We start from the raw sequence: 26,121 nt of genomic DNA, 5'->3' as shown, positions 1-26,121 counted from the left end.
AAGGTTTTTCGTTGTGATTTGAACTCGACCATTCACAAGATTGATTGTCTTGTTGATGGACCTCAAAATACAAAAGATGCAAGGTGATCGTATGAATCAATCTGCTTCAAAATCTGGGCTTAGAACATTGACGGTAATAATTCTTGCCCTCATTGCATTGTTCTTGCTCGTTGGCGGTATCTGGCTCGCAGCAATCGGCGGGTCTTTTTATTATGTAATTGCTGGTGTGTTGTTGCTTATCGTAGCAGTGCAACTGTATAAGCGCGCATCTGGACCTTTATGGGTTTATGCAGCTTTGATGTTAGGCAGTGTGGTGTGGGGTGTTTGGGAAGTTGGTACTGACTTTTGGGCACTAGCACCACGTCTAGATATATTAGGTATATTAGGCTTGTGGCTTTTAGTTCCTGCGGTAACGCGAGGAATTGATAATCTGACCTCAAGTAAAGTTGCATTATCCTCTACTTTGGCGATTGCCATCGTGGTAATGGTGTATTCGATCTTTAATGATCCACAAGAAATCAATGGTGTGATCGAAACGCCGCAACCTGAACAAGCAAAAGCGCTTGAAGGGATTGCACCTGAGGATTGGCCAGCTTATGGTCGTAGCCAAGGTGGCGAGCGTTATTCTCCACTTGCACAGATTAATGACCAAAATGTCAAAGATTTGAAAGTTGCTTGGACTTTCCGTACTGGTGATTTTAGAACCGAAAATGATTCAGGTGAAACCACTAATCAGGTTACACCGATCAAAATTGGTAATAATCTGTTTATGTGTACGCCACATCAGCATTTAATTGCGATTGATCCTGCAACAGGTCAAGAAAAATGGCGCTTTGATCCAAAACTGAAAACGGATAAAACCTTTCAACACTTAACCTGTCGTGGTGTGATGTACTACGATGCGGATAATACCACCAAGTTTGCAACAAGCTTACAGGCTAAAAAATCAAGTTCGACAGAATGTCCGCGTAAAGTCTTTGTTCCTGTCAATGATGGTCGTTTGGTTGCGGTCAATGCAGATACAGGTAAAGCATGCTCTGACTTTGGTGACAATGGTGAAGTCGATTTACAAGCCTTTATGCCTTTTGCCTATCCGGGTGGCTATAACCCGACTTCACCGGGAGTTGTATCAGGTACAACTGTAGTGATTGCAGGCTCTGTGACAGATAACCACTCGAATAAAGAACCATCTGGTGTTATTCGTGGTTATGACGTAAATACAGGTAAATTGCTGTGGGCATTTGATACGGGTGCTGAAAATCCAAATGCATTGCCAGGTGAGGGTGGAACTTTTGTTCACAACTCTCCGAATGCATGGGCGCCACTTGCCTATGACGCAAAACTTGATATTGTCTACGTGCCGACAGGTGTGGGTACGCCTGATATTTGGGGCGGAGATCGTACTGAGTTAAAAGAGCGTTATGCCAACTCAATGCTCGCAATTAACGCAACTACAGGTAAGTTGGTCTGGCATTTCCAAACCACACATCATGATTTGTGGGATATGGATGTACCATCGCAACCTTCGCTCGCTGATATTCAAGATAAATCTGGTCAAACCATTCCTGCGATTTATGTATTAACAAAAACAGGTAATGTGTTTGTGTTAGATCGCCGTACTGGTGAGACTGTTGTACCGATTAATGAGAAACCAGTACCGCAAACAGTGAAATGGGGACCACAAACCAAAGGTGAGTTTTACTCAAAAACTCAGCCGTTCTCTGACTTTAATTTAGCACCGAAAGATAAGTTAACTGATAAAGACATGTGGGGTGCCACGATGTTTGATCAGCTCATGTGTCGTGTGAAATTTAAACGTCTGAACTACGATGGTATTTATACGCCACCATCTGAAAATGGCACTTTGGTTTTCCCAGGTAACTTAGGTGTGTTTGAGTGGGGCGGCATGTCAGTCAATGCGGATCGTCAAGTTGCAGTCATGAATCCAATTGGCTTACCGTTTGTAAGTCGTTTAATACCAGCAGACCCAAATCGTCAAGCGGTTGCGCGTGGTGCGGGTACTGAACACGGTATGCAGCCAATGTATGGTACGCCTTATGGTGTTGATATTAGCCCGTTCCTCTCACCATTTGGCTTGCCATGTAAGCAACCAGCTTGGGGCTTTGTCGCTGGTGTCGACTTGAAGACCCATGATGTGGTTTGGAAGAAACGTATCGGTACGATTCGTGATAGTTTGCCAACGTTATTCCAATTACCACCTGTAAAAATTGGTGTACCGGGACTAGGCGGTCCAATGTCGACTGCGGGTAATGTGATGTTCGTAGCAGCGACACAAGATAATTACATTCGCGCATTTAATGTCAGTAATGGTGATAAGTTATGGGAAGCGCGTTTACCTGCGGGTGGACAAGCAACACCAATGACTTATGAAATTAATGGCAAACAATACGTGGTGATTATGGCTGGTGGACATGGTTCATTTGGTACAAAAATGGGTGATTACCTCGTTGCGTATGCATTGCCAGAGAAAAAATAACTTCTTTTAGAAATAATGTAGGAAAGCCCAGATTCATCTGGGCTTTTTTTTGAGTCGTGATATAGGCTTATCAATAAAACAGTTATTAAATATGCAAAAAAAGCATTTTGTTGATGAAGGAAAGCTGGTTATGCTAGTCGCCTTTATCATGAATTTACTAGCCGTACGCCATGTATTTATATACTGATTTCGATCAACAATTGATTAATCAACGTGTTGCTCAGTTCCGTGATCAAACAGAACGCTATTTAGCGGGAAAATTGACTGAAGATGAGTACCGTCCATTACGTTTGCAAAATGGTTTATATGTGCAACGCTATGCGCCAATGCTGCGTATCGCTGTGCCGTATGGCTTAATGAATTCTAAACAGTTACGTAAAATTGCAGAAATTGCGACTGAATATGATCGTGGTTATGCTCACGTATCAACCCGTCAAAATATTCAATTGAACTGGCCTGCATTGGAAAATGTGCCTGATATTCTTGCTGAACTTGCAACTGTTCAAATGCATGCCGTTCAAACCTCTGGTAACTGTATCCGTAATACCACAACTGACCAATTTGCAGGTGTGGTTGCAGGTGAGGTTGCTGATCCACGTCCGACCTGTGAATTAATTCGCCAGTGGAGTACCTTCCATCCTGAGTTTGCCTTTTTACCTCGTAAATTCAAGATCGCTGTTTCTGCTTTAGAAGAAAAAGATCGCGCGGCAACTGCATTCCACGATATTGGTATTTATCTGGTACGTAATGAAGCGGGCGAAATGGGTTATAAAATCATGGTTGGTGGTGGCTTAGGTCGTACACCGATTATTGGTAATGTCATTCGTGAGTTTTTACCACGCGAAGATTTGATTGCTTATTTGGAAGCGACTTTACGTGTCTACAATTTACATGGTCGTCGTGATAACAAATACAAAGCGCGTATCAAAATTTTGGTAAAAGCATTAACGCCTGAAGTATTTGCACAAAAAGTTGAAGCTGAATTTGAACACACCCGTGAATCATTAAAGATTCAACCTGAAATCTTGAAAAAACTAGATCAAGAATTTACGCCATTTGATTATCAAGCTTTAGAAGACCAAGATTTTACTGCATTGTTTGCTGAGTATCCAAAATTCAAACAATGGTTTAACGTCAACACCAATGCCCATAAAGTCAAAGGCTATCGTATCGTGACGATTTCTTTGAAACGGGCAGGTATTGCACCAGGTGATGTAACTTCTGAAGAAATGAACTTAATCGCAGATTTAGCGGATAAGTACACTTTTGGTGAGTTCCGTACCACACACGAACAGAATATTTCACTGGTTGATGTTCCACAAAAAGATTTATTCGAATTGTGGCAAACACTTGACCAAAACGATATGGCGCGTGCGCATATTGGTTTTATTACGGACATTATTTGCTGTCCAGGTGGTGATTTCTGTTCATTGGCAAATGCCAAATCGATTCCAATTTCAGAAGCGATTACACGTCGTTTTGATGACTTAGATACTGTTTACAATCTAGGCGAACTTGATCTGAATATCTCTGGTTGTATGAATGCCTGTGGTCATCACCATGTCGGTAATATCGGAATCCTCGGTGTCGATAAAAAAGGTGCAGAGTTCTATCAAATCACTTTAGGTGGTCATGCAGATCATGATGCATCGATTGGTGATATTTTAGGACCATCATTCGCTGCTGACGTTGTCCCTGATGTGATTGAAGAGATTTTGAATACTTATCTTGATTTACGTACAGAAGGTGAGCGTTTTATCGATACCTATCGTCGTGTGGGGATTCAACCATTTAAGGAGCGTGCTTATGCTTAATACAACGCTACAAGTGCTTTCTAAAGATGGCACCATTGCCGACAATACTTATCAAGTCATCGCTGAAGATGGTGTGATTCCTCAAGGTGATGTGGTTGTAACAACTGCGCAAATCGATCAATTGGCAAATATACAAGGTAAAAAAGCACTTTATTTGACCGTGAATGATTCTCCTGAAACGCATCAATTTCCATTAAATGATTTTGATGCCATTTTCATTGAGTTTGCGGGTTTTAACGATGGTCGTGGTTATTCATTTGCTGCGTTATTGCGTCGTCAAGGTTACCAAGGTGAGTTACGTGCGGTGGGCGATATCTTTAAGGATGTTTTAAATTATTTAAAACGCTCTGGATTCGATACCTTTGTCGTGAAAGAAGGTAAGGATATTCATGAAGCGGCTGCTGGGCTTCAAGATTTTACCAATCCTTATCAAGCTTCGACGGCTGTACCACAAGCGAGCTATCAGACTGGGGCATAAACCAGACGAAATAAAAAAAGCTGAACTACGGTTCAGCTTTTTTTTATGCATGGATGTTGGATGAAATCATCATCAGGATGTTGGTAGAGGATTATTCACCATCAAGTTGACAGTTCACCATCCATTTCACCCCAAATTGATCGGTAAAAGCACCATACAGTGCGCCCCAAAAGGTCTGTTCTAGCGGCATTTCGATTTGGCCATTGACAGAAAGGGCATCAAATAAACGTTTAGCCTCATCCATTTCATCAGCATCTAAATTGATGGATATATAGTGATTATTCCCTTGCGTGAATACGCTGTTTGGGGCACAAAATTGCTCATTGACGTCTGAAGCCATCAGTACCGTGAAGTCATTGATTGGTAAAGAGACATGGAGAATGGAATTTTTCTCCTCCTCAGTCAATGTCACACCTTCTTCAGGCGGTAAGTCACCATAGCGGCTGATCATTGCAAACTCACCACCAAAAACTGATTTGTAAAAATTAAATGCCTGCTCAGTTTGTCCTTGAAAATTTAAATAATGATTCAGTTGCATGGGATAGCTCCATTGTTGTTTTTTTATACAATGCATAACATAGCGGGAATTTAACGATTGGTTGATTATTATTTTGTAATTCTGAAAATAAAAGATCCTGCATGAAGCAAGATCTTTTATGAGATCGGTTAGAACTTAGATCAATTCGATCGCAACCGCCGTTGCTTCACCACCACCGATACAAAGTGCCGCAACACCTTTCTTACCGCCAGTGCGTTTAAGCGCATGGATCAGTGTCAGGATGATACGCGAACCTGTAGAACCCACAGGGTGACCAAGTGCACATGCACCACCATTGATATTTACTTTTTCTGCGTCGAGTTTGAAATCATCGATTGGACACATGGTGACCATCGCAAACGCTTCATTGATTTCCCATAGATCAACGTCTTGTGCATCCCAACCTGCCTTTTTCAAGGCTTTTTCGATTGCACCAACTGGCGCAATGGTAAATTCAGATGGATGTTGAGAGTTTGAAGCCGTAGCTACGATTTTTGCTAAAGGTTGTAACCCACGCTGAGCAGCAACATCACTTGATGTTAATACTAAAGCAGATGCGCCATCAGAAATTGAGCTGGCATTTGCTGCTGTGATCGTTCCATCTTTTGCAAAAGCAGGTTTTAAACTTGGAATTTTATCAATTTTTGCATTTAATGGTTGTTCATCTTGATCAACCACAACATCGCCTTTGCGGCTCGATACGGTGACTGCAACGATTTCGTCTTTGAAATAGCCTTCAGTAATGGCTTTTTGTGCACGCTTCAATGAACGGATGGCAAAGTCATCCATTTGCTCACGTGTATAACTGCGTTTGTTTGCCATATCTTGCGCAAATGAACCCATCAAACGACCCGTCTCAGCATCTTCTAAACCATCCAAGAACATGTGATCTTTAATTTCACCATGTCCCATGCGATAACCGGCACGCGCTTTTGGTAAAACATAAGGTGCGTTGGTCATTGACTCCATACCGCCCGCAACAACGATTTCTGCACTGCCAGCTTTAATCATATCGGCTGCTTGCATGACGGCTTTCATGCCTGAACCACACAGTTTATTGATGGTCACGGCACCTGTAGAGTCTGGCAGACCTGCTTTACGCATTGCTTGGCGAGCAGGACCTTGTTTTAAGCCTGCTGGTAAAACGCAACCCATGATGACTTCTTCTACATCAGTGGGTTGTAGGCCTGAGCGAGCAATTGCTTCTTTAATTGTGATTGCACCTAATTCAGGTGCAGTTGCGCTTGATAATGCACCTTGGAAGCCGCCCATTGCTGTACGAGCGCCGTTGACAATTACGATGTCAGTCATTATGTGTCTCCAGACTTTATAGTTTGTAGCAAATAATTCGTTTGCAGAGAATGTTCAAAACCTATGCAGTATAGTAAAAAAAAGCAATGAAGAAAGTGTTTTACATCGCTTAAGCTAGACTGAACAGTTCTTAGCAAGTGGCTAGAGGTTCAGGGGTAATTTGACCCATTTGGCTTAATTTTATTCGCGTATGATATTTGGGGGAATTTGCACAATAAAAGAAACTACCATTTGAACCTCTCGGTAACCCACTATCGCCTTGGAAAGTAATCGAATTGATTCTTAGTGTACCTCTCCAGTCTAAGCTTCCATATTTATAGTTAAGTGGTGTGGCATAGAGGAGGGTCTCACTGGGATCACGTTGTCGATTGTTATTTGTATCAATGAAGCTTATAAATCCTTTATTCCAATCCCGATCACAGGTCAATAAATCTTGACTTGCGCACAGCGTCACATTTCTTCGATAGGTTTGTGCATCAGCTTTTGATTTTTGTATATGAATTGTGAGTGTTCTTTTGAGTTGAATGGCTTCATTTGACATCATTAAGTCATTAAAATGGGGTAGACTGAGACACACTAAAATTGCAAAAATTGCGATACACGTGATTAATTCACTGATTGTGAGACCTAAAATTTTAAACATTGTTTGACCCATATAATATTTCTGTAATTTTTTTATTAACAAAGTGTTAAGTAACGGCTGTATTTATTCGGTTAAGTTTAGTATTTAGACAAACTAATGATTACTTCGTACTGCAAAGACTGCTAAAATCAAAGACAGTGAACAATAAGCTATTCTCTCTATCGCTTTGAATTAAAAATTACTGAACTACAACGGAAATTGTAAGAAAATTTGTCAATAATTTACGAGGTTAAGGTTATCAAGCACTTGGAAAATTCATCAAGTGTTTGTATGATTCAAAGTGAAGTGAATAGCTTAAAAAAAATACTGTAGAACATACCTTGTTCTCAGGGGCCAAAAATCATAGGCTGAGCTTGAACAACAAACAATTGTTATCTCTGGAGGATATCCATGAAATTGAGTCGTATCGCACTTGCTATGCTTGTTGCTGCTCCCTTAGCTGCTGCTAATGCGGGCGTAACAATTACTCCATTATTGCTTGGTTACACATTCCAAGACACTAAACACAACAATGGTGGTGATCATTTAACTACTAGCGGTGAATTACAAGACGATTTATTCGTTGGTGCTGCTATCGGTGTGGAATTAACACCTTGGTTAGGTTTTGAAGTTGAATATAACCAAGTTAAAGGCGACGTAGATAGCGCTGCTGCTAACTCTGAATATAAGCAACAACAAATCAACGGTAACTTCTATGTTACTTCTGATTTGATCACTAAAAACTATGACAGCAAAATCAAACCTTATGTTTTATTAGGTGCTGGTCACTATAAATACTCGTTCACTGACGCTAATGAAGCTGAAATAGGTCGTGTTGGACGTGGTATGAAAGAAGAAGGTACTTTGGGTAATGCTGGTATCGGTGCTTTCTGGCGCTTGAACGATGCTTTATCTCTTCGTACTGAAGCTCGTGGTACTTATAACATCGATGAAGACTTCTGGAACTATACAGCTCTTGCTGGTTTAAACGTAGTTCTTGGTGGTCACTTGAAGCCTGCTGCGCCAGTCGTAGAAGTTGCTCCAGTTGAACCAACTCCAGTTGCTCCACAGCCACAAGAGTTGACCGAAGATCTTAACATGGAACTTCGTGTATTCTTTGATACAAACAAATCAGACATCAAGCCACAATATAAGTCTGAAATTGCGAAAGTAGCAGAGAAGTTAGCTGAGTACCCGAATGCGACTGCTCGTATTGAAGGTCACACAGATAACACTGGTCCACGTGCATTAAACGAACGTTTATCATTGGCTCGTGCTAACTCTGTTAAATCATCACTTGTAAATGAATACAACGTTGATGCATCTCGTTTGTCTACTCAAGGTTTCGCTTGGGATCAACCGATTGCTGACAACAAAACTAAAGAAGGTCGTGCTATGAACCGTCGCGTATTCGCTGCGATTTCTGGTAGCCGTACTGTTTTAGTTCAACCAGGTCAATAATTTCAAGTCATTGAAATTATAAAAAAGCGACTCATTTGAGTCGCTTTTTTTATGGATATAAACGTTTTGTGGTATTGATGTAAAAGTAAACATAATGGCTAAAAAACTAGAATAATCTTGTCTTAATGCTGGATAGATTGTAAGGACTATTTAGTTTTATTAAAAAAAATTATGATATCTTGTTAATGTTTTGATTAAAAAGTGATAATCTCTCACAGCTTTATTGGGTATTGTCAGATTAGCGTTTTCTAGATTTTTGGAAGAGAAATAAGTCGTTTTTCTGTGGCTGCTAGCTAAATGGTATTAAATACTTGGAAAATTGACTGGGTATTTGTATGATTCAACATAAAGTGAATACCTGAAAAAGATACAACAAGGCTATTTCTCAGTATTCAAAATTGATTAAGTTTAGAAAACAAACAAATTTTTTTTTGGAGGTTATCCATGAAATTGAGTCGTATTGCACTTGCTATGCTTGTTGCTGCTCCTTTAGCTGCTGCGAATGCCGGCGTAACTATAACGCCATTATTACTTGGTTATACAATGTTTGATACTGAACATAACAACCGTGGTGATAAAGGTCAATTAACACCAAGTCCAGAACTTGAAGATGATTTATTTGTTGGTGCTGCAATTGGTGTTGAAGTAACACCTTGGTTAGGCGCTGAAGTTGAATACAGTCAAATCAAAGGCGATACAAGTACCAATAACGACTATAAAGGTCGTAATATTGCTGCTAATGCTTATGTAACATCTGATTTGATCACTAAAAACTATGATAGCAAAATCAAGCCATACGTATTAGCTGGTGCTGGTCACTACAAATATGAAGGTGATGACATCTATGGTGGTAAGCAAGAAGGTACATTAGCAAATGCTGGTGGTGGTGTATTCTGGCGCTTGAACGATGCTTTGTCTCTTCGTACAGAAGCTCGTGGTACTTATCATTTTGATGAAAAGTTCTGGAACTATACAGCTCTTGCTGGTTTAAACGTAGTTCTTGGTGGTCACTTGAAGCCTGCTGCGCCAGTCGTAGAAGTTGCTCCAGTTGAACCAGCTCCAGTTGCTCCACAGCCACAAGAGTTGGTCGAAGATCTTAACATGGAACTTCGTGTATTCTTTGATACAAACAAATCAGACATCAAGCCACAATTCAAGTCTGAAATTGCGAAAGTAGCAGAGAAGTTAGCTGAGTACCCGAATGCGACTGCTCGTATTGAAGGTCACACAGATAACACTGGTCCACGTGCATTAAACGAACGTTTATCATTGGCTCGTGCTAACTCTGTTAAATCATCACTTGTAAATGAATACAACGTTGATGCATCTCGTTTGTCTACTCAAGGTTTTGCTTGGGATCAACCGATTGCTGACAACAAAACTAAAGAAGGTCGTGCTATGAACCGTCGCGTATTCGCTGCGATTTCTGGTAGCCGTACTGTTTTAGTTCAACCAGGTCAATAATTTCAAGTCATTGAAATTATAAAAAAGCGACTCATTTGAGTCGCTTTTTTTATTGTCGATACGCTGTAAATATTCATTTTACTTCTCCTCAGTTTTAGTCATTTGATCAAAAAATGTGTCTACCAAACACCTTTATTCAATTGTTGTTTGGCTTGTTGACGATCGCGACGATGTTGTGCGCGTGGCTTTTCTGTTTCGTGAATCCCTCCTTTCTTTAGTAAAGGGGACAAAGCTACAGGATTGCGAACTTTGATTTTTGGCATCTCTTTCAGTTTCATTTGATTATCCTTTGATACATAAAATTTGTTTAAGTGTATGCACGATTTCGATCAGTTCTGATTGGTTTGCCATCACTTGATCAATATCTTTATATGCGCTTGGGATTTCATCAATCACTCCCGCATCTTTGCGGCATTCAATGCCTTGGGTTTGTTGAATAAGATCCTCTTGGCTAAACAGTAACTTCGCTTTATTGCGACTCATTTTCCGTCCAGCACCATGTGAACATGAGCAGAACGATTCAGGGTTGGCCTTGCCTTTGACAATATAAGAGCGTGCTCCCATTGAACCAGGGATAATGCCTAATTCGTCTAAACCCGCTCGAATTGCTCCTTTTCGAGTAATGAATAGATCTTCACCAAAGTGATTTTCCCGACTGACATAGTTGTGGTGGCAATTAATCGCTTCCTTGGTCATTTGAAAGGGTGGTAGAAGTGGACGGATCGCTTCTAGAATTAACCGCATCATTTCGCGACGATTTTCATAAGCATATTCTTGTGCCCATTGCACGGCTTCTACATAGTCATCAAAGCTGTTGGAACCTTCCGCAAAGTAACTTAAATCTTTGTCTGGAACATGACCAAAACGATGTTGAGCTTCTTTCTTCGCCAGTTCAATAAAGTATGTGCCAATCACATTACCTAAACCTCGGCTACCCGAGTGTAACATTACCCAGACGTCCTGATTTTCATCTAAGCACAGTTCAATAAAGTGATTACCTCCACCCAACGTACCGAGCTGTTTCTGCCACGTCGCGTCAAACTTTCTTAACATCCGCACCAAGCCTGGATGTTTTTTGATAATGGGTTGTAAGCGCTTTTCCAAAGGAATAATGCTCGAAGCTTTGGCTTTGATCTGTTTATGCAGTTCAAAACCCACAGGAACTTTACGTTCGATTGCATGTCGCAATGGTGCAAGGTGATCTGGCAATTGTGATGCTTTTAGATTGAGTCGAATCGCATTCATACCGCAGCCAATATCTACCCCGACTGCCGCAGGAATAATTGCGTGTTGTGTGGGAATGACACTACCAACAGTTGCGCCTTTACCGACATGTACATCTGGCATGACGGCAATATGTGAATACACAAATTGCAGTTGTGCCATTTTTTTGAGTTGGTCAATGCTTTCACTATCAATGTCGTCAGTGAAGATTTTCACTGGAACTCCATATAGAGCATTAGCATTTAGTATTTTTTGTATGCCCATTTTCTTATCTCGGTCATTTTATTTTTTTTGTCCGAATAGGCATAAAAAAACCTAGCGAATGCTAGGTTTAAATAGACATTCGGACAAGTGATCATGAAGATTTACCACTTGTCCGTGAGGTGACAGTGCCAAATCTTACAATGTGTTTCCTCGTTGTAATGGCATGTGTCGTCCTCCTATATAATATTGCCGTTGAAAATATGAGCAGAGATTCTACTCATATTTGCTGTTCAGTCAAGTATAAATCAATGATTTATTCACCTGCTTTCACATTCATATCTTTATAAGCGATTAGTTTGGTCTTATGTTTCCACTTATAACCGAGCCAGATTGCCAAAAATAGAGGAATACTGATATAGGTAGATAAAACTCCAAGCCAATCAATTTTTCCACCGAGCACAGCCTCATAGTTTTGACCAAGGATGATGATTGAGCAAAGAATAAATGCAAACCACGGTGCAAATGGGAAGAACTTGGCGCGATAGGCGAGGTCTTCCAGCTTGTAGCCTTGTAAAATATATCCTTTACGGAAACGATAGTGTGAAATCGCAATCCCTAACCAGACAATAAAGCCACACATACCTGACATATTGAGCAACCAGTTAAAGACTTGCTTTTCGCCCATAAAGGTTGTCAAAAAACATAATGCAGCAACGGCAGTTGTCGCATACAGTGCATTCATCGGTACGCCACGACGATCAAGTTTGGAGAAGAGTTTAGGCGCTCTTCCTTCACGTGCCATATTCCATAACATACGAGTCGAAGAATACATGCCTGAGTTGCCAGCAGACAAAATCGCACTGAGAATGACCGCATTCATCAAACTGGCTGCAAAAGCAAAGCCTGCTTTTTCATACAGTAAGGTGAAAGGTGATAACGCAATATCTTCACTTGCAGCAGCTTTTAATAGCATTGGATCATCGTAGCTGACCAGTGTACCAATGATGAAAATACATAGAATATAGAATAAGAGGATACGCCAAAAAATCTGTTTGATTGCCAAAGGAATGGTTTTCTTCGGATCTTTTGATTCACCCGCAGCGACCCCGACCATTTCTGTACCTTGGAAAGAGAATCCCGCAATCATTGCCACACCAATCATGGCTTGCAGACCACCTACAAAGGGCGCGTCTTGATAAGTCCAATTGGAAAAAGCAGCAACATTTGGCGTGAGCATGATTTTAACAATCATGGCAATACCAATGATAATAAAGACGATGATTGCAATCACTTTGATCATGGAGAACCAGAACTCGCTCTCACCAAAGCCTTTAACTGTTAACGAGTTGATCCCAAAAATAATCGCAAGGAAAATCGCACTCCAGTAAAAACCAGGAAGATCAGGGAACCAGAATTTCATGATGAATTGTACAGCGACAAGTTCAAAAGCAACGGTAATGGCCCAGTTATACCAATAATTCCAACCTAAGGCGAAACCAAAGCCATGCTCAACATAACGACTACCATAAGTGAAGAATGCACCTGATGTTGGGGTGTGTGTCGCCAATTCGCCTAAACTGGTCATCAAGAAATAAATCATCAGACCAATCAATGCATAGGCCAGCAATGCACCACCGGGGCCAGCATTTGCAATGGTAGAGCCTGAAGCAAGGAATAAGCCAGTACCAATTGATCCACCAATGGCAATCATATTGAGGTGGCGAGCGCCGAGCTTACGCTGAAGGTGTTGGGGAGCAGATGTATCGCTCATAAAAATTCCTTAAACTTTATATTTCGCACTGGCATATAGAACCTTGAACCCTTGTTGGTCAGTTTTGATGACACATTGACCAAAGCTTTGTTCAATAAGTGGCTGATAATTCAAAAAACGATTTGCGACGATCCACAATTCACCTGAACGTTTTAGGTGTGATTTTGCAAGCTTGCATAGCGTTTCACTGGCATCGTAATCGGTATGAATTCCCTGATGAAAAGGTGGATTGCTAACAATCGCAGCCAAATCTTTGGGTGCATCACCAAAGCCCGTTACAGGCTGAAGGTGTAATTGATCTAAATTCAGCCCATTTCGCTGAAACGTCATTTCAGTTGACCGTAATGCAAATGCATCAATATCAAGCGCAAAAATTTGTTGCTGTGGATTTAGTTTGGCCAAATATGCACTAATAATCCCAGCACCGCAGCCAAAGTCGGCAATCTTACCCGATTTTACTTGATCAAGGTAAGGAACTAATACGGCCGTTCCAATATCCAAATGATCTTGGCTAAATACACCGGGCAGTGCGCAAACTTCTAAACGATCTTGATTCACTTGTACGGTATAGGTTTTTAACCAGTGATCTAGTGGTTTCAATTGTTCAGTTTTTTCAATTTTCATGTGCCAAAGTTGACAGTGACGTGCACTATCTAATTTCTGTGTTTGACCATACTGCTGTAATTGTTTTGCTGCACGTTCAACCCCACCTTTTTTCTCACCAACGAGAAAAACGTGCTGACCTTGCTGTAAATGGCTCACCACCACATGCAGAATATAGTTCAACAATTCCTTTGATTTAGGCACAAAAATAATGACTTGTTCAAAGACAGCTTTGGGAAATTCAACTGAGAAATGTGATGAAATTCCAGCATTTAAAAAGCCTTGATGCTCAGCAAAGTTCCAAGTCCATACAGATGCTTGTGCTTGGCTTGGTAGTTCTTTGGCGAGTTGATCATTCGGGGCATTAATCAATAAGATATGCCCATTTAAATAATCTTGTTGACGTAAGACGACTTCACTACGTGGATCCATATTGATCTCTCATCAAAACAAAACCCAGTCGTGAAACTGGGTAAGTGTCGAGGTTGGATGATTATTTATGCGTTTCAGGTAAAACTATATTTAAAATCAAAGCGGCAATACCGCCTGTTGCGACACCAGAACTAAAAATATTTTTAAATAATTCAGGTAGATGTCCAAGAATCTGTGGAACTTGTGCAACCCCTAGGCCCAAGGCTAGAGAAATTGAAATGATCAATAGTGCACGACGATCCAAATGAATCCCTGACAGGATGTTGATGCCAGAAGCCGCCACAGCACCGAACATGACCATCACAGCGCCGCCTAAAACGGCTTGAGGGACTGCTTGGATCACAGCCGAAACGGCAGGGAATAGCCCTAAAATGACCAGCAGAGCAGCAATCCAAAGACCCACATATCGACTCGCGACACCTGTGAGCTGAATCACCCCATTATTTTGGGCAAAAACTGAACTCGGGAAGGTATTGAAGATACCTGCTAAAAATGAATTTGCACCATTGACCAGTACGCCACCTTTAATTCGTTGCATCCAAATCGGACCATCAACAGGTTGATTTGAAATTTTACTGGTTGCAGTGACATCACCAATCGCTTCAAGTGAAGTGACTAAATAGATAAATGCCATTGGAATAAATAAGCTCCAAGAAAAACTTAAACCAAAATGCATCGGGGTAGGAACTTGCACAAGCGGTGCATCATTTAAAACAGAAAAATCTAAATGCCCCATAAATCCTGCAAGAATATAACCGATCACCAAGGCGATCAAAATTGCTGAACTTTTCACCCAAATAATACGAATACGATTCAATAGGATAATTATGCCAAGTACGGTACATGACATAATTAAATTATCAGCATTGGCGAATGTTTGATTCTGCATCGCGGTATAACCACCACCCATGCTAATCAAACCTTCTTTAATCAAGGTTAAACCAATCAGCAGAACCACGATACCCGTAACCAAAGGCGTAATCAGTTTTTTGACCCAAGGTAAAATGCGTGAAACACCCATTTCGATAAATGAACCTGCAATCACAACCCCGAAAATGGCAGCCATCACTTGTTCAACAGGCGTGCCAGCAGCCACCATTGCACTACCAATACCAATGATTGGACCAATAAAATTAAAACTTGTCCCCTGAACAATTAATAATCCCGCACCGAAAGGTCCTACTTTTTTACACTGTAAAAAAGTAGCAATGCCTGAAATGATGAGAGACATCGATAAAATCATATTGGTGTCTTCACGAGAGACACCAAGTGCGAGACAAATCAGTAATCCGGGGGTAATAATCGGGACTAAAATGGCTAAAAGATGTTGCAAAGCGGCTAAAAATGCAACAAAAGGTTTCGGGCGATCATTCAGCCCGTAAACAAGATCGAGCTGTTGCTGAGGTAGGGGTTTCGACATGGGAGCATAAAAAAGCGATAAGCATTAGTGGAATATTCTAATAGAGTTGGACTATTTTACCAACGATTCGATTGCAATTCGTCAGAAAAAAAGTTGTCTGTCAATAAACTGTCACTACTAAAGCGTAATATTTTTCTGTATAATTTGCCCTCAAATTTAAAGCGTATTGAATTATACATGTCAGATATTAAAACTCTCCGTAACATTGCCATTATTGCGCACGTCGATCATGGTAAAACGACTCTTGTAGACAAACTTTTACAACAATCAGGTGCTCTTGGTGATCGCGCAGGCGAGATTGAACGTGTTATGGATTCTAACGCGCTTGAGTCTGAACGTGGTATTACCATTCTTGCAAAAAATACTGCAATCAAATGGTTAGATGCCCGTACAAACACTGAGTATCGCATTAACATCGTCGACACCCCGGGACACGCCGATTTCGGTGGTGAAGTAGAACGTGTTTTGTCGATGGTCGATTGCGTATTACTTTTAGTTGATGCTCAAGAAGGTCCAATGCCGCAAACTCGTTTTGTGACACAAAAAGCCTTTGCGCGTGGTTTGAAACCAATCGTAATCATCAACAAAGTGGACAAGCCAAGTGCACGTTGTGACTGGGTTATTGATCAAGTATTTGATTTATTTGATAACCTTGGCGCAACTGATGAGCAGTTGGATTTCCCAATTGTTTATGCATCTGGTTTACGTGGTGTTGCAGGTCCTGCACCTGAAGAACTTGCAGATGACATGACACCATTATTTGAAACGATTGTAGACATCGTAGAACCACCAAAAGTTGATGCTGATGGTCCATTCCAAATGCAAATTTCATCACTTGACTATAATAGTTTCGTGGGTGTAATTGGTGTTGGTCGTATTCAACGTGGTTCAGTAAAATTAAACACGCAAGTGACTGTGATCGATAAAGAAGGTAAGACGCGTAATGGTCGTATCTTAAAGATCATGGGTTATCACGGTTTAGAGCGTGTTGATGTAGAAGATGCTTCTGCTGGTGATATTATTTGTATTACAGGTATTGATGCTTTAAATATTTCTGACACTATTTGTGATCCGAAAAATGTTGAAGCTTTACCGCCATTGTCTGTCGATGAGCCGACTGTTTCGATGACATTCCAAGTAAACAACTCACCGTTTGCGGGTAAAGAAGGTAAATTTGTAACTTCACGTAACATTCGTGAACGTCTTGACCGTGAGTTGATTCACAACGTAGCACTTCGTGTAGAAGATACTGACAGCCCAGATCGTTTCAAAGTATCTGGTCGTGGTGAGCTTCATCTTTCTGTATTGATTGAAAATATGCGTCGTGAAGGCTTTGAAATGGGCGTTTCACGTCCACAAGTCATCATGAAAGAAATCGATGGTGTGAAACAAGAGCCATTTGAAAACGTGACATTTGACGTTGAAGAACAGCATCAAGGTTCTGTAATGGAGCAAATGGGCTTCCGTAAAGGCGAAATGACCAATATGGAAGTTGACGGCAAAGGTCGTATCCGTATTGAAGCAACTGTACCTTCACGTGGCTTAATTGGTTTCCGTTCTGAATTCCTGACCATGACTTCTGGTACGGGTATCATGACATCTAGCTTCTCGCATTATGGTCCTGCAAAACAAGGTACTGTTGCGAAACGTCAAAATGGTGTATTGATCTCGATGGTTCAAGGAACTTGCTTAGGTTATGCACTATTTACACTTCAAGATCGTGGTCGTTTATTTGCTAAACCACAGTTAGAAGTTTATGAAGGTATGATCATCGGTATTAACTCTCGTTCTGATGATATGGTGGTTAACCCAACTAAAGCAAAACAGTTAACTAACGTACGTGCATCTGGTACAGATGAAGCGTTAACGTTAACACCTGCAATGGAATACACGCTTGAACAAGCGCTTGAATTCATTGAAGATGATGAATTAGTTGAAGTAACACCTAAATCGATTCGTATTCGTAAGCGTTACTTAACTGAAAATGAACGTAAGCGTAACCGTGGTAAATAATTTTTCTTAAGTGAAAAATGAAAAAACCGCTAAATTTATTTAGCGGTTTTTTATTGGATGAAAGAAAACCTATATCATCCTGAAATTCATCTTTTTATTAAAAATAAAATATGTTGTTAAAGTGTGAAATGACTTTCATTTTTTTGAAAAAATATTAAATTATCAACTATATGGCTAGTCGCTTCCTCTGTGTAATAAACAATGCAAAAACAGAACGCGACAAAATTCAACTCTGGAGAGTTATAGATGAGTATTATTCAAGAATTTAAAGAATTTGCAGTAAAAGGTAACGTGATGGATCTCGCCATTGGTGTGATCATCGGTGGGGCTTTTGGTAAAATCATTGACTCATTAGTGAAAGATATTTTAATGCCAATCATTAACTTTGTGATTGGTGGCGAAGTCAATTTCAGTAATAAATTTATTGTATTACGTGGCGAATCAGAAAATATTACGACCTTGGTTCAGGCTCAAGAAGCGGGGCTCACTGTACTATCTTATGGTAATTTTTTAACGATTCTGATTAATTTCTTAATCTTGGCATGGGTGGTTTTCTTATTAGTGAAGGTGATGAACCGTTTACGCAAACAAGAAGAAGCTGCACCAGCAGAGCCAGCTCCAACACCGGAAGATGTTCAATTGTTACGTGAAATTCGTGATGAACTAAAAAAGCAGGGTTAAATTAGCCTTAAACAAAAAACGGCATTTAAGATGCCGTTTTTTATGGCTGATTGTTCAAAAGGCAATAAACATTTAATGGTCGTTTATGCATCTAGAAAAATAGCCAGCTTCATTTTAAGATGCTATACACATTTGAGGGGGGGAGACAAAAAATGAATCGATTGTTCGTCTACGGTACATTATGTCCAAATCGAGAAAATGCGCATATTCTCGGTGAAATTGGGGGAGACTGGCAGCAAGCCTTTGTACATGGCACAGTACATATTTTGGATTGGGGGCCTGATAAAGGCTTACCAGCAATCGTATTAAACCAAAAAGATGCCTTGGTAGAAGGCTACTTATTTAGCACTGAAAAATTACAAGAAAATTGGCAAATGCTGGACGATTTTGAAGGAATGCAATACCAACGGGTACAGACTGAAGTATATCTAATTTCGGGTGAAAAAATACTGACATGGACCTATGTAATGAAAGCGCAAGACTGAAAATGATTTCAGTCTAAACACAATGGAAAATTATTTCAGTTTCTGGGTGCTTAAATTTAAGCCCAATTCTGATTACCTCACCCCATCCATACGGAATTTGATTTCGATCAAGTGGAAACCAAACTGGCTTTTGATGGGTCAATGTAAAATACGTTCCGCAGCAGTAAAAACGAGTTTATCGATCACAGGGACAAGCTGTCCTTTTTTGACTTCGCGGAGCTCACCGCCACGCTTTGCAGAGTTGCAGGTCGAGTATTGTTTGGCAATTTTTGAAAATCAGCACCAGAATGGATACGTTTTTTCAATTGTTCAGCCATGTCTTTATCTTTGACTAAGATATGTCGAATAATAGTTGTTTGTATGTGGTTGAGAGTGCGCCAATATACTTGAAAAATCATCTAGTTTGCTGATCTACATAATATAAAAATTTTTCTAAGAAAAATGGGCTATTTTTTACGTTATAACATTTCAAATTTAATAATAAATTTTTTTGTAACTTTGAGCATTTAAATCAAAGAAAGAAAATCTTTTGTGAGGGCATTCACATTAATAATTTATGCCATATCTAGACAATAAATGGCAGTCGCTGTTTAATTTTTAACTATTGATTGTGTACGGATTGTAAACGCAATTTAATTCAAGCAAATAAATAGAAGTGAACAGAGCTATGAATAATAAGATGAAAGTTATCTTAAGTATTGTCATTGTGTTTGGTTTGGTGATTGCACTGGTTGTTTATTTTAAACCAACTAACGAAACGTCAGTTTCGGTCAATATGTATCCAACAGATACAACATCGCAAAGTGCTCCAAACGATCAAAATGCCTTCGAAAGTCATCCAACTCAGTTAGCTTCTAATGTTGAACAGGCTGCCACTAGTACTTCGGGTGACAATGAATTGGTTGATACTAAAAGTGATATGAGCATTCAACCGATTGATCCAGAAACCGATGTAGGCAACCAAATTATTGAACCAAATTGATCAACATAATTTGTTAAAACAAGCAAAAAAAAAGGAAAATGTTCATGATTTACAAAAAGATTCTGTTAGCGCTATGCATGGGGTTATCCTTTGGGGCTAGTAATGTACAAGCGCAAATTTCACCGCAGGCTGCAAATGCGCAATTGAGTAATGCTGCTAAACAAAAAATTCAACAGGGTAAAATTGACATCAATGCATTATTACAAAATGCATCGAATGACCTGATTATTGAATATTATAACGATGCCGACCAAAATTTGACTGCGGCACAGTTAAGGAAGTATTTCCAACAACAAAAACAAATGATATCTAATCAATTTGCCCAACAAAACTCGGGTGTTCAGTTGTTGCGTGATTACAATGCCTTACCTATTAGTTTTTATCGTATACAAAATCGTAATGCGTTGGTGAATTTATTAAATAATCCAAATGTCAAAGCGGTCTATCCGAACCGTGTATCCAAAGCCACATTGTCACAGAGTTTAAACCAAATTGGTCAACCTGTAGCCAAAAGTAAAGGCTTTACAGGTGCGGGTACAACAGTTGCAGTTTTAGATACAGGTGCAAATTATAGACATCCCGATCTAGGAAGTTGTACTGCACCTGGCACGCCAGCTAGTTGTCGAGTCAGCTATGCACTTGATTTTGCACCAGAAGATAACTCATTGGATGACAATGGTCATGGTTCAAATGTATCTTCAATTGTTGCTGGTGTTGCATCTGAGGCTAAAATTGTTGCTCTTGATGTATTTCGTGGCGGAAGTGCCTATGATAGCGATATTATTTCGGCTTTAAACTGGGTGACGAATCAAGCGGAAACTCTTAATATCAAGTCGGCTAACTTGAGTTTGGGTAATTCAACAAGATATTCATCAACTTGTACTTCTTCATCGTTGACTAATTCATTCCAAAAATTACGTAATGTGGGCGTAATCCCTGTGGTTGCTTCTGGTAATGATGCTTATACCAATGGTATCTCATATCCAGCATGCACAGCTGGTGCAGTCAGTGTTGGCGCTGTTTATGATGCGAATGTTGGAGGGCGGGGTTATCAAAATTGCTCAGATCAGTCGACCTATATGGATAAAGTGACTTGCTTCAGTAATAGTGCATCAAACTTAACCTTATTAGCACCAGGAGCACCGATTACGGCAGGAGGGTATACCCAAAGTGGTACATCCATGGCAGCTCCACATGTTGCGGGCGCAGTTGCTGTGTTGCTTGCAAATAATGCCTTACCAAATGCTAGCTTAGATGACATTGTAAACCGTTTGAAGAATACAGGAACATTGGTGACCGATCATCGTACGAATCAACGTTTTCCACGTCTGAACTTGAGTGCAGCAGTTGATGGTTTAACATCTTCAACACCAACACCAACACCAACACCAACACCAACACCAACACCAACACCAACACCAGCACCAAAGCAGGTGTGTACTAACTATTTCTTCTTTACAATCTGCCAGTATGTATAAATTGAACGAAGTGAAATAGTTGAATGAGTGGCAACTGATATTTTATAAGTTGCCATTTTTTATAGATTCTGGTATCAACTTTTACACGTTCTTTAAACTTGCTTTGAATCGATTGCTTATGGCGATACTACTACAATTGTTCTTTCGGTTAGCCGAGAGTAAAGCATTATACAAGCCTGTGTGTTTTTAGGATTGGTATTGGTTATTGACTCACATTCTAAATTTGATTTCGATCAAGTGGAAACCAAACTGACTTTTAATCGGACCATGTAAGACGCGTTCAGCAGCACTGAAAACCAGTTTATCGATCACAGGAACAAGCTGTCCTTTTTTGACTTCGCCTAACTCGCCACCACGTTTGGCTGAATTACAGGTTGAATATTGCTTCGCAATTTTTGAAAAATCAGCACCAGAATGGATACGTTTTTTCAATTGTTCAGCCATGTCTTTATCTTTGACTAAGATATGTCGAACAATAGCAGTTTTCATGCGCTGTTCTCCTTTAAAAAACTATGCTTTTTTCAGTTTCAATGGTTGGCATTGTGGGCAAAAAACACTTGCACGCTGTCCCAGTTTTAGGTTCTCTAAGATCGTCTCACAGTTAACACACATCTCGCCAGCTCGACCATAGGCCAATAAGGTTTGTTGGAAATAACCGTTTTCACCCATCGCATTGCTATAGTCACGTAAAGTCGAACCGCCTAAATCAATGGCTTGTTGCAAGATTCGTTTGACTTCAACCACCAACTTTTCCACTTGTACTTTGGTTAAGGTTGACGCAGGTTGTGCTGGATGAACGCCGATATTAAATAGGCTTTCAGTCGCATAAATATTGCCTACACCGACCACGATATGATTATCCATTAAAGCAATTTTAATGCCGACATTTTTTTTACTTAGTTTTTCCAAAAGATATGACGAATTAAAATCATCACTTAATGGCTCAGGGCCAAGTGTGTCAATGAGCTTAGTTTGATTGTTTTGATCTAACCAAAGAATACAGCCAAAGCGACGAGGATCATGATAGCGGAGCTGAAAATCTTCAAAATCAATCACCAGATGGTCGTGTTTTCTTAGTTCATCGCTTGGCTGACACAAACGAAAACTTCCAGACATACCGAGATGCCAAAGCATTTGATCATGTTCAAACTCAGCTAAAATATACTTAGAACGACGTGAAAGGTGTATTAGGCGTTGGCCAACCAGCTTATCAATATCATCAGGTATCGTCCAACGTAAACTGGCATTCCAGATTTTCACGGCTTGGACGCGCTGTTCCAATAAAGGTAACAGGCTGGTTTTGGTGGTTTCAACTTCAGGAAGTTCGGGCATAATAAGTTCAAATTGTTTCAACAACAATACAATGAGGGTAAATGTTTAACTTACAATTATGTCGATATTTAATTTTATTTGCCAATATAGATCAGTAACAACTTTGACTGATTTAGCTAAAATTAATGTTTTCAGATAATTATAAAATAAATAGCGGCTTACTTTTAAAAATCATCGTTTCAATTTTTTGAGAAATAAGGAATCTTCATGCCTTTCTGGAAAATTAACCTGTTATACGGTTGTGTCGCAATGAGTATGGGGCTAAACAGCTCCTTACTATGGGCAGCCGAGCCTGATACTCAGCAACCTGTGCAACTCCCAACGATTAAAGTCGAAGCTACACGTACAGATACAAGCTATCTACAGACACCTGCTTCGGTATTTCGTGTTGATGCACCTGAGCAAATACAGTCTACTCAGGTCAATTTAACTGAGCTCGTGAAAGGAATTCCAAGCTTACAGCTAAATAATCGTGAGAACTATGCGCAAGATTTACAGCTTTCAATGCGTGGTTTTGGTGCGCGTTCTAGTTTTGGTGTGCGAGGAATTCGTCTTTATGTCGATGGTATTCCCGCAACGATGCCTGATGGACAGGGGCAAACCTCGAATATTGATTTAAGTAGTTTAGATCACCTTGAAGTTTTGACGGGACCATTTTCCTCACTCTATGGGAACTCCTCTGGTGGGACGATTTTAACCACAAGCAAAGAGGGACAGGGTAAAGATTCAATCGAAATGAGCTATGCGGGTGGTAGTCACAATAAAAATCGTGCAGGTATCGTTCTCCAAGGTGGTTCAAAACATGCCAATGAACCGAGTTATGTGATTAGCTCATCATATTTTGTTACTGATGGCTATCGTGATCATAGTGATGCACGTAAGGTGTTCAACAATGCCAAACTGACATGGGATCTTGACGATGGTTCGAAGATTAATTGGATCACCAATTACGTCAAAATTCATGCAAACGACCCTCAAGGTTTAACGCGTGAACTATGGGATGAAAATCCTAAGCAACAAGTTCCATTTCTTAAGCAATTTGATGTACGTAAAAATATTGAACAAACTCAAACTGGGGTGACATGGTCAAAGCCAATTAATGATCAGCATGAGTTATATTTGATGGGATATTGGGGAAATCGTCAGGTAACACAATATCAGTCTATACCTGCATCAGCTCAGGCCAATCCACGTCATGCGGGTGGAGTGATTGATTTCGATCGTAATTATTATGGTGCTGATTTCCGTTGGACAGGTAAAGAGTTACTACCAAATACGACCTTAAGTGCTGGCGTGGCGCTTGATATGATGGATGAAGATCGTAAGGGCTATGAAAACTTTGTCTTAATGAGTAATCAGCCAAGTTATGGTGTGAAAGGTAATTTACGTCGTAATGAAGACAATAGCTTATGGAATATCGATCCTTATTTACAAGCATCGTGGCAGTTTTTACCGACATGGCGAGTCGATACGGGTCTTCGTTATAGTAATGTACATTACAAATCTAAAGACCATTACATTTCTGGTGTAAACGGTGATGATAGTGGCAAACATGATTATTCTAAGCTACTTCCATCCATTGCATTAAGTTGGCAAGTTATTCCTGAACTTTTGGCTTATGTCAGTTATGCCAAAGGTTTTGAAACACCTACATTTACTGAAATGGCTTATCGCCCTGATGGTGTAGGCGGTTTTAATTTTGATCTTGATGCATCGAGCAGTGATACCTATGAGCTTGGCTTAAAATCACAAAATCAACTTGGTGATTTTACTTTGGCTGTTTTCCAAACCAAGACCAAAGACGACATTGTCTCCGCAGGCGCAAGCAATGGACGCACGACCTTTCGTAACGCTGATAAGACCTTGCGTGAAGGTGTAGAGTTGACATGGAACAAAGCACTTTGGCGTGATTTGGTGGCTAATGCCAGTTATGGTTATTTAGATGCAACTTTTGATTCAACGGTTCCTGCTGTTGGCTCTGTAGCAGAAATTGCCTCAGGAAATCTGATTCCTGGTATTGCGAAGCAACGTGCTTATGCAGCGGTGGCATGGAAACCAAACACTGGTTTTTATGGTGGGGTCGATGCGCAGTATAATGACAAAATTTATGTGAATGATACCAACACTGAAGCAGCGCTAAGTTATACCACTGTTTCAGCCTACACAGGCTATCTCTGGACATTGAATGATTGGAACGTCAATGCGTATGCGCGAGTCGATAATATGTTGGATAAAAATTACGTCGGTTCAGTGATTGTAAATGATGGCAATGGACGCTTCTATGAACCTGCGGATGGGCGCAATTGGGGTGCTGGGATTAAAGTCACTAAACAGTTTTAATCTGTTGACTACCACCAAATATCTGCTAGAAAAGTCGATATTTGGTGGTTACGGGTAAAATAAAATACTACGGTTTTGAAGCTTTGGCTTGTTGTTCTTTGGCTTTTATAATCTGTTCTACTTTTGCCAAAGATTCTTTGGCTTGAGGGATGTCCTGTCTCGCCAGTTCTGTAAAAATCTTTTTCGCCTCTGGTAAGTTTTGTTGAAGAATATCGCCATTCGCCAGCATATTACCTAGTGCCATTAATGATGGTGCATAGCCTTTTTCGGCAAGGGATTGAATCATTTTGATTGCTTGTTGACGCATCGCAGGATTCTTGTTTTTATCACTTTGCGCTAAATCATATAAAGCCCTAATGTGCATAGCAGGATAGTAGTTTTTTTGAATCAATGGTCTGAGTTGGCGAATCGCAATTTGGTCTATTTCTGGTTTGCCTTGGGCAAATAATAGTGTTGCGATTTCCACGATTGCTTCGTCAGAACCTTGTTTTGATGCTCTATCTAAATACTCTTTGAATTTTGACGTATTCGGTGTAATACCCAATCCACCATGACGATAAAGTTGCGCTAAGGTAAAACTAGCTTTGCCGTAGCCTTTATTTGAAGCATCTTGGTAATATTGCAAAGCTCTTTTTTCATCTTTAGTCGTTCCTTGTCCATTTTGGGTCATGTAGCCAAGATTGTAGATGGCTTGAGCATTCCCTGACTCTGCGAGACGTTGCATTTCTGCGAATGCAGCAGGGTAGTTTTTTGCTTCATAGAGTTGGGTTGCTTTTGCAAAAACATCTGTTTTGGCTGAAGCTTTGCTGTCTGCTGCTAGTGTGGCGTGGCTTGCAACAATCATTAAACTAGCTATAAGCAACTTTTTCATTTTTCTTTCCCTTCGCATCGATCTGCTTTAATCCGTTGTATAGCAGAATATTTCGTTGATGTGCACATCATAAAAGTTTGGTAAAAAATGTAAATGATGA

At 40.2% G+C, this 26,121-nt stretch carries 22 protein-coding genes and 1 pseudogene; 11 read left to right on the top strand and 12 right to left on the bottom strand.

Annotated features, from left to right (window positions below; genetic code table 11):
- Positions 1 to 91 precede the first annotated feature (91 nt).
- The 3 genes from F991_RS05050 (at position 92) to F991_RS05040 (ending at position 4,789) form a co-directional block, all read left to right on the top strand.
- Positions 92 to 2,497: a glucose/quinate/shikimate family membrane-bound PQQ-dependent dehydrogenase gene (locus F991_RS05050; protein WP_034595440.1), complete on the top strand. Its 2,406-nt coding sequence runs from the start codon at positions 92 to 94 to the stop codon at positions 2,495 to 2,497.
- A gap of 170 nt (positions 2,498 to 2,667) precedes the next feature.
- The gene (locus F991_RS05045; RefSeq protein WP_004669479.1) at positions 2,668 to 4,311 is read left to right on the top strand and encodes a nitrite/sulfite reductase; all 1,644 of its coding nucleotides are present in this window, start codon (positions 2,668 to 2,670) and stop codon (positions 4,309 to 4,311) included.
- Complete coding sequence (locus tag F991_RS05040; protein ID WP_004669478.1) at positions 4,304 to 4,789, top strand: DUF934 domain-containing protein; 486 nt, start codon at positions 4,304 to 4,306, stop codon at positions 4,787 to 4,789. Before F991_RS05045 ends, F991_RS05040 begins: the two co-directional genes overlap by 8 nt.
- Positions 4,790 to 4,880: 91 nt before the next feature.
- Here the strand turns inward: F991_RS05040 and F991_RS05035 are convergent, their stop codons facing one another.
- The 3 genes from F991_RS05035 to F991_RS05025 form a co-directional block, all read right to left on the bottom strand.
- A complete protein-coding gene (locus F991_RS05035; RefSeq protein ID WP_004669477.1) occupies positions 4,881 to 5,327 on the bottom strand; it encodes a VOC family protein in 447 nt (148 codons plus the stop codon).
- Positions 5,328 to 5,462: 135 nt separating this feature from the next.
- Entirely contained in the window at positions 5,463 to 6,638 is a 1,176-nt protein-coding gene (locus F991_RS05030; RefSeq protein WP_004669476.1) for a thiolase family protein, read from the bottom strand.
- A 130-nt stretch (positions 6,639 to 6,768) separates the two neighbouring features.
- Positions 6,769 to 7,281: a GspH/FimT family pseudopilin gene (locus tag F991_RS05025; protein ID WP_171063397.1), complete on the bottom strand. Its 513-nt coding sequence runs from the start codon at positions 7,279 to 7,281 to the stop codon at positions 6,769 to 6,771.
- Between the two features lie 390 nt (positions 7,282 to 7,671).
- Between F991_RS05025 and omp38 (F991_RS05020) the strand changes: the two genes are divergently transcribed.
- Both omp38 (F991_RS05020) and omp38 (F991_RS05015) read left to right on the top strand, forming a co-directional pair.
- A complete protein-coding gene (omp38, locus tag F991_RS05020) occupies positions 7,672 to 8,721 on the top strand; it encodes an outer membrane protein Omp38 (RefSeq protein WP_004669474.1) in 1,050 nt (349 codons plus the stop codon).
- A gap of 444 nt (positions 8,722 to 9,165) precedes the next feature.
- A complete protein-coding gene (gene omp38, locus F991_RS05015; protein ID WP_004669473.1) occupies positions 9,166 to 10,185 on the top strand; it encodes an outer membrane protein Omp38 in 1,020 nt (339 codons plus the stop codon).
- Positions 10,186 to 10,304: 119 nt separating this feature from the next.
- On the opposite strand, the gene F991_RS17645 is transcribed toward omp38 (F991_RS05015), so the two are convergent.
- From F991_RS17645 to F991_RS04995, 5 genes are all read right to left on the bottom strand, one after another.
- Positions 10,305 to 10,463 carry a hypothetical protein gene (locus F991_RS17645; protein ID WP_004669472.1) on the bottom strand — a complete coding sequence of 53 codons (159 nt, stop codon included), beginning with the start codon at positions 10,461 to 10,463 and terminating at the stop codon, positions 10,305 to 10,307.
- 4 nt (positions 10,464 to 10,467) lie between these two features.
- Positions 10,468 to 11,673 carry an RtcB family protein gene (locus F991_RS05010; protein ID WP_004669470.1) on the bottom strand — a complete coding sequence of 402 codons (1,206 nt, stop codon included), beginning with the start codon at positions 11,671 to 11,673 and terminating at the stop codon, positions 10,468 to 10,470.
- 253 nt (positions 11,674 to 11,926) lie between these two features.
- Complete coding sequence (locus tag F991_RS05005; RefSeq protein WP_004669468.1) at positions 11,927 to 13,384, bottom strand: amino acid permease; 1,458 nt, start codon at positions 13,382 to 13,384, stop codon at positions 11,927 to 11,929.
- A gap of 9 nt (positions 13,385 to 13,393) precedes the next feature.
- Entirely contained in the window at positions 13,394 to 14,419 is a 1,026-nt protein-coding gene (locus tag F991_RS05000; RefSeq protein ID WP_004669466.1) for a methyltransferase, read from the bottom strand.
- A gap of 61 nt (positions 14,420 to 14,480) precedes the next feature.
- Complete coding sequence (locus F991_RS04995) at positions 14,481 to 15,839, bottom strand: uracil-xanthine permease family protein (protein ID WP_004669464.1); 1,359 nt, start codon at positions 15,837 to 15,839, stop codon at positions 14,481 to 14,483.
- 177 nt (positions 15,840 to 16,016) lie between these two features.
- Between F991_RS04995 and typA the strand changes: the two genes are divergently transcribed.
- The 3 genes from typA to F991_RS04980 all read left to right on the top strand — a co-directional run bounded on the left by typA (position 16,017) and on the right by F991_RS04980 (position 19,018).
- Positions 16,017 to 17,852 carry a translational GTPase TypA gene (gene typA, locus F991_RS04990; RefSeq protein ID WP_004669462.1) on the top strand — a complete coding sequence of 612 codons (1,836 nt, stop codon included), beginning with the start codon at positions 16,017 to 16,019 and terminating at the stop codon, positions 17,850 to 17,852.
- A gap of 246 nt (positions 17,853 to 18,098) precedes the next feature.
- Positions 18,099 to 18,533, top strand: coding sequence for a large conductance mechanosensitive channel protein MscL (mscL, locus tag F991_RS04985; RefSeq protein ID WP_004669460.1), 435 nt, complete (start codon positions 18,099 to 18,101; stop codon positions 18,531 to 18,533).
- A gap of 152 nt (positions 18,534 to 18,685) precedes the next feature.
- The gene (locus F991_RS04980) at positions 18,686 to 19,018 is read left to right on the top strand and encodes a gamma-glutamylcyclotransferase family protein (RefSeq protein ID WP_004669458.1); all 333 of its coding nucleotides are present in this window, start codon (positions 18,686 to 18,688) and stop codon (positions 19,016 to 19,018) included.
- 72 nt (positions 19,019 to 19,090) lie between these two features.
- Here F991_RS04980 and F991_RS17090 read toward each other — a convergent pair.
- Positions 19,091 to 19,380: pseudogene (locus F991_RS17090) on the bottom strand (peptidylprolyl isomerase).
- Between the two features lie 317 nt (positions 19,381 to 19,697).
- Between F991_RS17090 and F991_RS04975 the strand changes: the two are divergent.
- Positions 19,698 to 20,000, top strand: coding sequence for a hypothetical protein (locus tag F991_RS04975; protein ID WP_228127766.1), 303 nt, complete (start codon positions 19,698 to 19,700; stop codon positions 19,998 to 20,000).
- Positions 20,001 to 20,044: 44 nt separating this feature from the next.
- Positions 20,045 to 21,478: a S8 family peptidase gene (locus tag F991_RS04970; protein ID WP_004669454.1), complete on the top strand. Its 1,434-nt coding sequence runs from the start codon at positions 20,045 to 20,047 to the stop codon at positions 21,476 to 21,478.
- A 210-nt stretch (positions 21,479 to 21,688) separates the two neighbouring features.
- On the opposite strand, the gene F991_RS04965 is transcribed toward F991_RS04970, so the two are convergent.
- Together F991_RS04965 and mutM are read right to left on the bottom strand one after the other, a co-directional pair.
- The gene (locus F991_RS04965) at positions 21,689 to 21,967 is read right to left on the bottom strand and encodes a peptidylprolyl isomerase (RefSeq protein WP_004669452.1); all 279 of its coding nucleotides are present in this window, start codon (positions 21,965 to 21,967) and stop codon (positions 21,689 to 21,691) included.
- 21 nt (positions 21,968 to 21,988) lie between these two features.
- Positions 21,989 to 22,810, bottom strand: coding sequence for a bifunctional DNA-formamidopyrimidine glycosylase/DNA-(apurinic or apyrimidinic site) lyase (gene mutM / locus F991_RS04960; RefSeq protein ID WP_004669450.1), 822 nt, complete (start codon positions 22,808 to 22,810; stop codon positions 21,989 to 21,991).
- A gap of 207 nt (positions 22,811 to 23,017) precedes the next feature.
- On the opposite strand from mutM, the gene F991_RS04955 reads away from it, so the two are divergent.
- Entirely contained in the window at positions 23,018 to 25,150 is a 2,133-nt protein-coding gene (locus F991_RS04955; RefSeq protein ID WP_004669449.1) for a TonB-dependent receptor, read from the top strand.
- A 67-nt stretch (positions 25,151 to 25,217) separates the two neighbouring features.
- Here F991_RS04955 and F991_RS04950 read toward each other — a convergent pair whose 3' ends face one another.
- Positions 25,218 to 26,021: a tetratricopeptide repeat protein gene (locus F991_RS04950; protein WP_004669447.1), complete on the bottom strand. Its 804-nt coding sequence runs from the start codon at positions 26,019 to 26,021 to the stop codon at positions 25,218 to 25,220.
- Positions 26,022 to 26,121 lie beyond the last annotated feature (100 nt).

It is taken from the genome of Acinetobacter sp. CIP-A165 (assembly GCF_000367985.1).
Classification (GTDB): domain Bacteria; phylum Pseudomonadota; class Gammaproteobacteria; order Pseudomonadales; family Moraxellaceae; genus Acinetobacter.
This window is presented reverse-complemented; position numbering and strand designations above follow the sequence as displayed.

Coding starts and splice junctions, on each gene's coding strand:
- F991_RS05025 (WP_171063397.1), bottom strand. CDS start 7,281: ATGTTTAAAATTTTAGGTCTCACAATCAGTGAATTAATCACGTGTATC.
- F991_RS05005 (WP_004669468.1), bottom strand. CDS start 13,384: ATGAGCGATACATCTGCTCCCCAACACCTTCAGCGTAAGCTCGGCGCT.
- F991_RS05010 (WP_004669470.1), bottom strand. CDS start 11,673: ATGGGCATACAAAAAATACTAAATGCTAATGCTCTATATGGAGTTCCA.
- F991_RS04980 (WP_004669458.1), top strand. CDS start 18,686: ATGAATCGATTGTTCGTCTACGGTACATTATGTCCAAATCGAGAAAAT.
- mutM (WP_004669450.1), bottom strand. CDS start 22,810: ATGCCCGAACTTCCTGAAGTTGAAACCACCAAAACCAGCCTGTTACCT.
- F991_RS05000 (WP_004669466.1), bottom strand. CDS start 14,419: ATGGATCCACGTAGTGAAGTCGTCTTACGTCAACAAGATTATTTAAAT.
- F991_RS04995 (WP_004669464.1), bottom strand. CDS start 15,839: ATGTCGAAACCCCTACCTCAGCAACAGCTCGATCTTGTTTACGGGCTG.
- F991_RS04970 (WP_004669454.1), top strand. CDS start 20,045: ATGATTTACAAAAAGATTCTGTTAGCGCTATGCATGGGGTTATCCTTT.
- mscL (WP_004669460.1), top strand. CDS start 18,099: ATGAGTATTATTCAAGAATTTAAAGAATTTGCAGTAAAAGGTAACGTG.
- F991_RS05045 (WP_004669479.1), top strand. CDS start 2,668: ATGTATTTATATACTGATTTCGATCAACAATTGATTAATCAACGTGTT.
- omp38 (WP_004669474.1), top strand. CDS start 7,672: ATGAAATTGAGTCGTATCGCACTTGCTATGCTTGTTGCTGCTCCCTTA.
- omp38 (WP_004669473.1), top strand. CDS start 9,166: ATGAAATTGAGTCGTATTGCACTTGCTATGCTTGTTGCTGCTCCTTTA.
- F991_RS04955 (WP_004669449.1), top strand. CDS start 23,018: ATGCCTTTCTGGAAAATTAACCTGTTATACGGTTGTGTCGCAATGAGT.
- F991_RS05035 (WP_004669477.1), bottom strand. CDS start 5,327: ATGCAACTGAATCATTATTTAAATTTTCAAGGACAAACTGAGCAGGCA.
- typA (WP_004669462.1), top strand. CDS start 16,017: ATGTCAGATATTAAAACTCTCCGTAACATTGCCATTATTGCGCACGTC.
- F991_RS04975 (WP_228127766.1), top strand. CDS start 19,698: ATGAAAGTTATCTTAAGTATTGTCATTGTGTTTGGTTTGGTGATTGCA.
- F991_RS05050 (WP_034595440.1), top strand. CDS start 92: ATGAATCAATCTGCTTCAAAATCTGGGCTTAGAACATTGACGGTAATA.
- F991_RS05040 (WP_004669478.1), top strand. CDS start 4,304: ATGCTTAATACAACGCTACAAGTGCTTTCTAAAGATGGCACCATTGCC.
- F991_RS05030 (WP_004669476.1), bottom strand. CDS start 6,638: ATGACTGACATCGTAATTGTCAACGGCGCTCGTACAGCAATGGGCGGC.
- F991_RS04965 (WP_004669452.1), bottom strand. CDS start 21,967: ATGAAAACTGCTATTGTTCGACATATCTTAGTCAAAGATAAAGACATG.
- F991_RS17645 (WP_004669472.1), bottom strand. CDS start 10,463: ATGAAACTGAAAGAGATGCCAAAAATCAAAGTTCGCAATCCTGTAGCT.
- F991_RS04950 (WP_004669447.1), bottom strand. CDS start 26,021: ATGAAAAAGTTGCTTATAGCTAGTTTAATGATTGTTGCAAGCCACGCC.